This is a genomic window from Hydrogenophaga sp. (assembly GCF_018780075.1).
GTDB lineage: Bacteria > Pseudomonadota > Gammaproteobacteria > Burkholderiales > Burkholderiaceae_C > Hydrogenophaga.
Map to the genome: position 1 here is coordinate 1 of NZ_JADMKB010000156.1, position 9,218 is coordinate 9,218.

Consider the following 9,218-nt stretch of genomic DNA (forward strand, 5'->3'; position numbering starts at 1 on the left):
CCAGCATGGTGCCGGTCACGGCGCGGCCCAGCGGCGTGGTGTTGAAGTAGGTGACACCCGCAGTGCTGATGTGGAAGGCACCGCACTGCAGCGCGGCAATGCCTTCGTGCGCCAGCTGGGTGCGGCAGTCGATCAGGCGCGCCTGTTCGGCACCGTACTGCATGGCCTTGCGCGGGATTTCGTCGTAATCCGGCTCGTCGGGCTGGCCGAGGTTGGCGGTGTAGGCGTAGGGGATCGCACCCTTTTGCTTCATCCACAGCAGGGCGGCGGAGGTGTCCAGGCCGCCGGAAAAGGCGATGCCGACTTTCTGCTGTGTGGGCAGGTTTTGGAGAATGGTGGCCATGTGTGTGCTGCTCTTGTCGGGTTCAGTCGCTGATCAGCCGAAGTGGCAGATGTAGTGGTAGGGCTCGGTCACGCGGATGTCGAAGCTGCTGTTGCCGGGGATGGCGAATTTTTCGCCGGGGCCGGACTTGAGCCAGGCGTCGGTGCCGGCCAGCTTGTATTCACAGCCGCCGGCCACGCATTCCATGATCTCGGGCGCGCCGGTGTTGAAGGTGAGGTTGGCGGGCAGCACCACGCCGACCGACTTCTTGGTGCCGTCGGGGAAGGTGATGCCGTGGCTGACGCATTTGCCATCGAAATACACGCTGGCCTGGGTGTTGACGGTGACGCCGCTGATCTGGGTGGTGCTCATGGGGAGGAGGGTGTGAAAAGTGGAGGCGAAACCGCGATTTTAGGCGGGCGGGGCGTTCCTAGACCCGGCGCTGCCAGTCGGCCGCGTCAAAGCCGACGGTGATGGCACCGTCCGCCCACACCACCACCGGGCGCTTGATCACACTGGCGTGGGCCAGCAGCAGGGTGCGGGCGCTGGCGTTGTCCACCACCGCGCTGCGGGTGGCCTCGTCCAGCCCGCGCCAGGTCGTGCCTTTGCGGTTGACGAGCGTTTCCCAGCCCGCGGCGGCGAGCCAGCGGCTGAGGTCGGGCTCGGGAACGCCGTGTTTCTTGAAGTCGTGGAACGTGTGCGTGACGCCGTGTTCCGCCAGCCAGGTGCGGGCCTTCTTGACGGTGTCGCAGTTGGGGATGCCGTAGAGTGTGGTCATCTCCGAATTCTGGCATGTTGCCCTCGGTCGGCGTGCCTCCAACCCAGCTCCCAAGATGACGCAGCGCGACTTCTACCCACCCATCGAACCGTTCAAAACCGGCGTGCTCGACACCGGCGACGGCCACCAGATCTATTGGGAGCTCTGTGGCAACCCGAGCGGCAAGCCCGCGGTGTTTTTGCACGGCGGACCGGGCTCGGGCTGTTCGCCCGACCACCGCCGCCTGTTCGACCCTGAAAGGTACTGCGTGCTGCTGTTCGACCAGCGCGGTTGCGGACGCTCCAGGCCCGCCGCGTCGCTGGAGAACAACACGACCTGGCACCTGGTGGCCGACATGGAGCGGCTGCGCACCATGCTGGGCGTGGAGCGGTGGCTGGTGTTCGGCGGCTCCTGGGGCAGCACCCTGGCGCTGGCCTATGCGCAGACGCACACCGAGCGCGTCTCGGCGCTGATCGTGCGCGGCATCTTCACGCTGCGACGCGAGGAGGTGCGCTGGTACTACCAGGAAGGCGCCTCGTGGTTGTTCCCGGATTTGTGGGAGGGCTTCGTGGCGCCGATTCCCGTGGCCGAGCGGGGCGATCTGCTGTCCGCCTACCGAAAGCGCCTGACGGGTGACGACCCGGCCGAGCAACTCGCCTGTGCCCGCGCCTGGAGCCTGTGGGAAGGCCAGACCATCCGCCTGCTGCCCGACGCGGCCAACACGGCCAAACACTCGAACGACGCGTTCTCACTCGCCTTCGCCCGTATTGAAAACCACTACTTCGTGCACGACGGCTGGATGGACGAGGGCCAGCTCATCCGGGACGCGGGCAAGCTCCAGCACATCCCTGGCGTGATCGTGCAGGGGCGTTACGACGCTTGCACGCCCGCCCACACCGCGTGGGCACTGCACCGTGCCTGGCCGCAGGCCGAGTTCCACCTGGTGCCGGACGCCGGGCACGCGTTCAACGAGCCCGGCATCCTCTCGCGACTGATCGAGGCCACGGACCGATTCGCCCTCTGAACCCGCGGGCAGCGGGTGGTGCGAGACAATCCGGGGGGTATGAACACCCTTTCTGAATGGCTCGCCCACTGCGAGCGTCTGCATCCCCAAGGCATCAGCGGCATCGAACTCGGGCTGGACCGCGTGCAACGCGTCGCCCAGCGCATGCAGCTCAAGCTGGCCTGCCCCGTGATCACGGTGGCCGGCACCAACGGCAAAGGCTCCACCTGCGCCATGCTGGAAGCGATTTACGGCGAGGCGGGCTACCGCACCGGCGTGTACACCTCGCCGCACTTGGTGCGCTTCGAAGAGCGTTGCCGGGTCGCGGGCGAGGCGGTGGACGCGAAGGCCCTGGTGCCCGGTTTCGCTGAAGTCGAGGCCGCGCGCCTGGGGGCGGCGAGCGATGACGGTCTGGGCGAGGTGCAGCTGACCTATTTCGAGTTCACCACCCTGGCCATCCTGCGCACGCTCGCGGCCAGCGGCATCGATGTGGCCATCCTGGAGGTGGGCCTGGGCGGTCGGCTGGACGCGGTGAACATCGTTGACCCGGATTGCGCCGTCATCACCTGCATCGCGCTGGACCACATGGCCTTGCTGGGGCCGGACCGCGAAGCGATTGGTTACGAGAAGGCCGGCATCATGCGCACCGGCCGCCCGGTGGTGGTGAGCGACCCGGTGCCGCCGCAAAGCGTGCTGGACCGCGCGCTCGAAGTGGGCGCCAGCCTGTGGCGCCTGGGCAAGGACTTTCACTTCGCCGGGGACCAGCAGCAATGGGGCTGGGCCATGCACCCTTCGCACGGCGGGCGGCGCTACAGCGGGCTGGCCTACCCGGCGCTGCGCGGCGCCAACCAGCTGGTCAACGCGTCGGGCGTGCTCGCGGCCATCGAAGCCTTGCGCCCGCGCCTGCCGGTGACCGCGCAGGCGGTGCGCAACGGACTGGCCATGGTGGAGCTGCCCGGACGCTTCCAGATCGTGCCCGGCACACCCACCCTGGTGCTGGACGTGGCGCACAACCCGCACTCGGTCGCCGCGCTGGCGGAAAACCTGGACGCGATGGGCTATTACCCCACCACCCACGCGGTGTTTGGCGCCATGGCCGACAAGGACCTGGGCGCAATGCTGGAGCGCATCGGTCCCCTGATCGACCGCTGGCACCTCACCGATCTGCCGCTCCCGCGCGCAAGCACGGCCGACACGCTGGCCGAGCAGCTGGACGCCCACGCGGCCACCGCGCCCGGCGGCAAGAGTCGAGTGGCCGGCCGCCACGCCACGCCCATGGAGGCGCTGCGCGCGGCGGTGTCGCTGGCGGACCCCGCTGATAGAATCGTCGTCTTTGGTTCCTTCTTCACCGTGGGTGGTGTTTTGCAGAACGGGGTGCCCCGTCTGTCGGCCAAACACCTCGCTGCCTGACCGCCCCCGCAGCCCTTTGCCAGGGTCCGACCCCGAATGCTCACATCCCGCTCCGGTACCCAGGGCCACCCGGCCCCTCAGCCTCCCCAAAGCATTGAGGCTGTGCGCCGCAGGGCGCGCCATCGCCTGATCGGGGCGGCGGTGCTGGTGCTGGTGGGCGTGCTGGGTTTCCCTTTGCTGTTCGACACCCAGCCACGCCCGATCGCGGTGGACATCCCGATCGAAATCCCCTCGCGCAACCCTGCGCCTTCCGCTTCTTCAGCCAAACCTGCCGCCTCAGCAGCCTCAGCCGCCTCTGACAGCGCCATGGCGTCCGGAGGTGGCGTGTCCACCGGTGAAAGCCTGAGCGCGCGGGAGGAGGAGGTGGAGTCCAAGCCGACCGTCGTGGCCAAGGCCGACAAGGCAGAAGCGGCCAAGCCGGACACGGCGAAGCCTCAGCCCAAGGCGAGCGAGAAGGGTGCCGCCGAAGCAGGCCCTGCAAAGCCTGCGGCCAACGCGGACGAAAAGACCAGTGACAAAGCCGACGACAAACCGGCAGCGGGCACCGAGCGCATCGTGGTGCAGGTCGGCGCTTTTGCTGAAGTCGAGCGTGCACGCGAGGCACGCCTCAAGCTGGAGCGCGCCGGGCTCAAGACTTACACCCACGTGGCCGAAACCTCTCAGGGCAAGCGCATCCGGGTGCGCATGGGGCCGTTTGCCACCCGTGCCGAGGCCGACAAGGCAGCGGCCCGCGCCAAGGCGCTGGGCCTGCCGGCGGCCTTGTTGTGGTTGTGATGTCTGACCGCGTGACCCGGATCGGCTGGGCATGAACGGGGTCGACGGCGTTCTGCTGGCGGTCCTGTTGCTGTCGGCGGTGGTGGGTCTGTGGCGTGGACTGGTCTACGAGGTGCTGTCGGTCGCGGCCTGGGTGGCGGCGTTTGTGGTGGCCCAGGCGTACGCGAGCGTGGTGGCTGGGCTGCTGCCCATGGGAGACGCATCGCCCGCCCTGAGACTGGCGGCGGGGTTTGCCCTGGTTTTCATCGCCACGGCCTTTGCCGGAGGTCTGGTGGCCTGGATGGTGAAGCGCATGGTGTCGGCCGTGGGCTTGCGACCGATCGATCGGGTATTGGGTGGTGCGTTTGGTCTCTTGCGGGGCGTGGTGATTTTGCTGGCCCTGGCGGTGGTGGTGGGCATGACCCCGCTGAAGTCCAACGAGCAGTGGAAGGCGTCCATGGTGGCGCAGGTGCTGGCTGACGGACTGCACACGCTCAAGCCCTTGCTGCCGCCGTCGGTGGCGGGTTATCTGTCCTGAAATTTTTTGTCAATGTTTCGCTGAGGATCCAATCATGTGTGGAATCGTGGGCGTGGTAAGCCAGACGCCGGTCAACCAGTTGATCTATGACGCGTTGCTGCTGTTGCAGCACCGTGGCCAGGATGCGGCCGGTATCGTGACCGAGCAAGGTCGCAAGTTTTTCATGCACAAGGCCAAGGGCATGGTTCGGGACGTGTTTCGCACCCGCAACATGCGTGCGCTGCCGGGCAACAGCGGCCTCGGGCAGGTGCGTTACCCGACCGCGGGCAATGCCTTCAGTGAGGAAGAGGCGCAGCCGTTTTACGTGAACGCGCCGTTCGGCCTGGTGCTGGTGCACAACGGCAACCTGACCAACGCCCAGGCGCTGAAGCAGGAGCTGTTCCAGACGGACCACCGCCACATCAACACCGACAGCGACTCCGAGGTCTTGCTCAACGTGCTGGCGCACGAGCTGGAGAAGGTGTCGCGCGGCATCAAGCTCAAGCCCGCCGATGTGTTTGCCGCCGTGCGCGGCGTGCACCAGCGGGTGCGCGGCTCCTACGCCGTGGTGGCACTGATCGCAGGGCACGGTTTGCTCGCGTTCCGTGATCCCTACGGCATCCGCCCGCTGTGCGTCGGCCGCCATGGCGACAGCGTGATGGTGGCCAGCGAGTCGGTGACGCTCGAAGGCAATGGCTTCGAGCTGGACCGCGACATCCAGCCCGGCGAGGCGCTGTTCGTGGACCTGGCGGGCAACATGCAGTTCCAGCAGTGCGCTGAGAAGACCAGCCACAACCCCTGCATCTTCGAGTTTGTCTACCTGGCCCGTCCGGACTCGGTGCTCGACGGCATCTCGGTGTACCAGGCGCGCCTGAACCTGGGCAAGACCTTGGCCAAGCGGCTGGTCTCGACCGTGCCACCGAACGAGATCGACGTCGTGATTCCGATCCCCGAGTCTTCGCGCCCCAGCGCCATGGAACTGGCCCAGTTGCTGGGCCTGCCATACCGCGAAGGGTTTGTGAAAAACCGCTACGTCGGCCGCACCTTCATCATGCCGGGGCAGGGCGTGCGCAAGAAGTCGGTGCGCCAGAAGCTCAACGTGATCGGCAGCGAGTTCAAGGGCCGCAACGTGCTGCTGGTGGACGACTCCATCGTGCGCGGCACCACCAGCCGCGAGATCGTGCAGATGGCGCGTGACGCCGGTGCACGCAAGGTGTACCTCGCCAGTGCCGCGCCGCCGGTGCGTTTCCCCAATGTCTACGGGATCGACATGCCCACGCCCGACGAGCTGGTGGCGCACGACCGCACGGTCGAGCAGGTGCGCGAGAGCATCGGTTGTGATGCCCTGATCTACCAGGACGTGGACGCGATGAAGCAGGCCATCGGCTCGCTCAATCCGTCGCTGGCCGGCTTTGACGCTTCGTGTTTCGACGGCGTGTATGTCACTGGTGACATCACGCTGGAAACCATTGCGCGCATGAACGCTGGGCGTGGCTCGGCCGAAGAAGGTGAGGAAGACAGCTCCCGCCTGGCCTTGCCCAACGCCCAGACCGCCTGATGGAGGGGCGCGCGATGAGCAAGGACGTTTCTTCTCCCGGCGCCGGCCTGCACCGCGAAACCCTCGCGGTGCGACTGGCCGTTGAGCGCAGCCAGTATGGTGAAAACTCCGAAGCGCTGTACCTGACCAGTGGTTACGTGCAGCCCTCGGCCGAAGCCTCTGCGCGCCGCTTCGCTGGCGAGGAAGATGGCTACACCTACGGCCGCTCCGGCAATCCCACCGTCACCAGCTTCGAGCAGCGCCTGGCTGCCATGGAAGGCGCCGAGGCCTGCATGGCCACGGCGTCGGGTATGGCCGCGGTCATGTTGATGTGCTTCAGCCTGCTCAAAGCGGGTGACCACGTGATCATCTCGCAGTCCATGTTCGGCTCGACCTTGAAGTTGATCGGGTCCGAGTTCGGCCGCTTCGGTGTGGAAACCTCGGTGGTGCCGCAGACCGATCTGGCCGCGTGGCGAGCGGCCATACGGCCCACCACCCGGCTGCTGTTCGCCGAAACGCCCACCAATCCGCTGGGCGAGGTGTGCGACATCCAGGCGCTGGCGGAGATGGCCCACAACGCCAACGCCCTGTTGGCGGTGGACAACTGCTTTGCCACGCCGGCCCTGCAGCGCCCCATTGCGCTGGGTGCCGACATCGTCATGCATTCCGGCACCAAGTACCTGGACGGGCAGGGCCGCGTGATGGCCGGCGCCTTGTGCGCCAGCGAAGCCATGGTGCGCGAGAAATTCCTGCCGGTGCAGAAGAACTCAGGCATGGTGCTCTCGCCCTTCAATGCCTGGGTGGTGCTCAAAGGCCTCGAAACGCTGGACCTGCGCATGAGGGCGCAAAGCGCCCAGACCCTGACGCTCGCGCAGTGGCTTGAATCGCACCCCGCTGTGGGCCGCGTGTACTACCCTGGCCTGCCCAGCCACCCCCAGCACGAACTGGCCATGCGCCAGATGGGCGGTATCGGTGGGGCTGTGCTGTCTTTCGACGTGAAAGCCGACAACCCCGAACAGGCGCGCCGGCGCGCTTTCCATGTGCTCGATGCGCTCCGGGTGCTGTCGCTGTGCACGAACCTGGGCGACACCAAGACACTGTGTACCCATCCCGCAAGCACTTCGCATGGCAAGCTGTCCGAGGCGCAGCGTCAGGCAGCCGGTATCGGCCAGGGCCTGATCCGAGTGGCCGTCGGCCTCGAGCACCTGGACGACATTCGCGCCGACCTTGACCGCGGTTTTTCCAGCCTCTGATTTTTCTGAACCGTCCCATGACCGTCCGTACCCGCTTCGCTCCTTCGCCCACCGGCTTCATTCACCTGGGCAACATCCGCTCGGCGCTGTATCCGTGGGCGTTCGCCCGCGCCACCGGTGGCACCTTCATCCTGCGCATCGAAGACACCGACCTGGAGCGCTCGTCGCAGGCGGCGGTGGATGTCATCATCGAAGGGATGAAGTGGCTGGGCCTGGATCACGATGAAGGCCCGTTCTACCAGATGCAGCGCATGGACCGCTACAAGGCGGTGCTGGCCGAGATGGTCGCTGGCGGCCATGTGTATCCCTGCTACATGAGCATGACCGAGCTGGATGCGCTGCGCGAGCGCCAGATGGCCAACAAGGAAAAGCCGCGTTACGACGGCACCTGGCGTCCTGAACCCGGCAAGGCATTGCCGCCCGTGCCCGAAGGGGTCAAGCCCGTGCTGCGCTTCAAGAACCCGCAGGGCGGCGTGGTGGCCTGGGACGACAAGGTCAAGGGCCTGATCGAGATCCGCAACGACGAACTTGATGATCTCGTGATCGCGCGCCCTGACGGCACGCCCACCTACAACTTCTGCGTCGTGGTGGACGACATCGACATGGCCATCACCCATGTGATCCGTGGCGATGACCACGTGAACAACACGCCGCGCCAGATCAACATCTTCAAAGCCCTCGGCAAAGCGCCGCCGGTGTACGCCCACCTGCCCACCGTGCTCAACGAGCTGGGCGAGAAGATGAGCAAGCGCAACGGCGCCAAACCCGTCACGCAGTACCGCGATGAAGGCTACCTGCCCGACGCGATGGTGAACTACCTGGCTCGCCTGGGCTGGAGCCACGGCGACGACGAAATTTTCAGCCGTGCGCAGTTTCTCGAGTGGTTCAACCTCGACCACCTGGGTCGCAGCGCCGCGCAGTTCGATGAAGCCAAGCTGCGCTGGGTCAACGCCCAGCATCTGAAGTCGATGGACGACGCCGCGCTCTCACCCTTGGTGGCAGAGCAGTTGCAGAAGCGAGGCATCACCGCCGACGAGCGTTTGCCGCGCATCTGCGGCCTGTTCAAGGACCGCTGTGACACCACGGTGGCGCTGGCCGGTTGGGCCGCGGCGTTTTACGCCGATGTGACCCCTTCAGCCGAAGAGCTCACACAACACGTCACGGATGCGATCAGGCCCGTGCTCGCGACCCTGGCGCAGAAGCTGGCCACGTGTGCCTGGGACAAGCCCGGCATCTCGGGTGCCATCAAGGAAACCATTGCTGCCCATGGCATCAAGATGCCGCAACTGGCCATGCCGGTGCGCGTGCTGGTGATGGGCACGGCCCAGACGCCGTCGCTCGATGCGGTGCTCGAACTGCAAAATCAACAAACAGTTTTGGTGAGACTTCAAAACACCTGAAAAATGTCCTATAATTTGAGGCTTGCTGATTCGCACCGAGCGGTGACATGTAAAGCGTGAATCAACAAACCCTGTGGGGGTATAGCTCAGCTGGGAGAGCGCTTGCATGGCATGCAAGAGGTCAGCGGTTCGATCCCGCTTACCTCCACCAAAATTGAAGAATTGAGCACTGTGGTTTTGCTACAATGCACAGTTCGGTTCCAAAGGCTACGACCCTATCGTCTAGAGGCCTAGGACATCACCCTTTCACGGTGAGTACCGGGGTT

Annotated in this window: 10 protein-coding genes and 1 tRNA gene; 8 read left to right on the forward strand and 3 right to left on the reverse strand. The window is 65.9% G+C overall.

The features are described from left to right. From IV088_RS23840 to IV088_RS23850, 3 genes are all read right to left on the reverse strand, one after another. On the reverse strand, nucleotides 1–343 hold a 343-nt coding region (locus IV088_RS23840; protein WP_291106911.1), incomplete at its 3' end, for an argininosuccinate synthase domain-containing protein. A 33-nt stretch (nucleotides 344–376) separates the two neighbouring features. Beyond that, the gene (locus tag IV088_RS23845) at nucleotides 377–694 is read right to left on the reverse strand and encodes a pyrimidine/purine nucleoside phosphorylase (protein ID WP_291106913.1); all 318 of its coding nucleotides are present in this window, start codon (nucleotides 692–694) and stop codon (nucleotides 377–379) included. Nucleotides 695–752: 58 nt separating this feature from the next. Continuing rightward, the gene (locus IV088_RS23850; RefSeq protein WP_291106915.1) at nucleotides 753–1,100 is read right to left on the reverse strand and encodes an ArsC family reductase; all 348 of its coding nucleotides are present in this window, start codon (nucleotides 1,098–1,100) and stop codon (nucleotides 753–755) included. A 55-nt stretch (nucleotides 1,101–1,155) separates the two neighbouring features. Here IV088_RS23850 and pip point away from each other — a divergent pair, with 55 nt between their 5' ends. From pip to IV088_RS23890, 8 genes are all read left to right on the forward strand, one after another. Continuing rightward, complete coding sequence (pip, locus tag IV088_RS23855; RefSeq protein ID WP_291106917.1) at nucleotides 1,156–2,103, forward strand: prolyl aminopeptidase; 948 nt, start codon at nucleotides 1,156–1,158, stop codon at nucleotides 2,101–2,103. 39 nt (nucleotides 2,104–2,142) lie between these two features. Then, nucleotides 2,143–3,492 (forward strand): bifunctional tetrahydrofolate synthase/dihydrofolate synthase, encoded by a 1,350-nt coding sequence (folC, locus tag IV088_RS23860; protein WP_291106919.1) that lies wholly within the window; start codon nucleotides 2,143–2,145, stop codon nucleotides 3,490–3,492. Between the two features lie 102 nt (nucleotides 3,493–3,594). After that, nucleotides 3,595–4,266: an SPOR domain-containing protein gene (locus IV088_RS23865; RefSeq protein WP_291106921.1), complete on the forward strand. Its 672-nt coding sequence runs from the start codon at nucleotides 3,595–3,597 to the stop codon at nucleotides 4,264–4,266. Between the two features lie 31 nt (nucleotides 4,267–4,297). After that, on the forward strand, nucleotides 4,298–4,783 hold the full coding sequence (locus IV088_RS23870) for a CvpA family protein (RefSeq protein WP_291106923.1): 486 nt from the start codon (nucleotides 4,298–4,300) through the stop codon (nucleotides 4,781–4,783). A 34-nt stretch (nucleotides 4,784–4,817) separates the two neighbouring features. Continuing rightward, a complete protein-coding gene (gene purF, locus IV088_RS23875; protein ID WP_291106924.1) occupies nucleotides 4,818–6,320 on the forward strand; it encodes an amidophosphoribosyltransferase in 1,503 nt (500 codons plus the stop codon). Nucleotides 6,321–6,334: 14 nt separating this feature from the next. Beyond that, nucleotides 6,335–7,552, forward strand: coding sequence for an O-succinylhomoserine sulfhydrylase (locus IV088_RS23880; RefSeq protein WP_291106926.1), 1,218 nt, complete (start codon nucleotides 6,335–6,337; stop codon nucleotides 7,550–7,552). Nucleotides 7,553–7,569: 17 nt separating this feature from the next. Further along, entirely contained in the window at nucleotides 7,570–8,952 is a 1,383-nt protein-coding gene (gltX, locus tag IV088_RS23885) for a glutamate--tRNA ligase (RefSeq protein WP_291106928.1), read from the forward strand. A gap of 75 nt (nucleotides 8,953–9,027) precedes the next feature. Beyond that, nucleotides 9,028–9,103 (forward strand) — tRNA-Ala (locus IV088_RS23890). The last annotated feature ends 115 nt before the right edge of the window (nucleotides 9,104–9,218 follow it).

Coding starts and splice junctions, on each gene's coding strand:
- IV088_RS23845 (WP_291106913.1), bottom strand. CDS start 694: ATGAGCACCACCCAGATCAGCGGCGTCACCGTCAACACCCAGGCCAGC.
- IV088_RS23850 (WP_291106915.1), bottom strand. CDS start 1,100: ATGACCACACTCTACGGCATCCCCAACTGCGACACCGTCAAGAAGGCC.
- pip (WP_291106917.1), top strand. CDS start 1,156: ATGACGCAGCGCGACTTCTACCCACCCATCGAACCGTTCAAAACCGGC.
- folC (WP_291106919.1), top strand. CDS start 2,143: ATGAACACCCTTTCTGAATGGCTCGCCCACTGCGAGCGTCTGCATCCC.
- IV088_RS23870 (WP_291106923.1), top strand. CDS start 4,298: ATGAACGGGGTCGACGGCGTTCTGCTGGCGGTCCTGTTGCTGTCGGCG.
- purF (WP_291106924.1), top strand. CDS start 4,818: ATGTGTGGAATCGTGGGCGTGGTAAGCCAGACGCCGGTCAACCAGTTG.
- IV088_RS23880 (WP_291106926.1), top strand. CDS start 6,335: ATGAGCAAGGACGTTTCTTCTCCCGGCGCCGGCCTGCACCGCGAAACC.
- gltX (WP_291106928.1), top strand. CDS start 7,570: ATGACCGTCCGTACCCGCTTCGCTCCTTCGCCCACCGGCTTCATTCAC.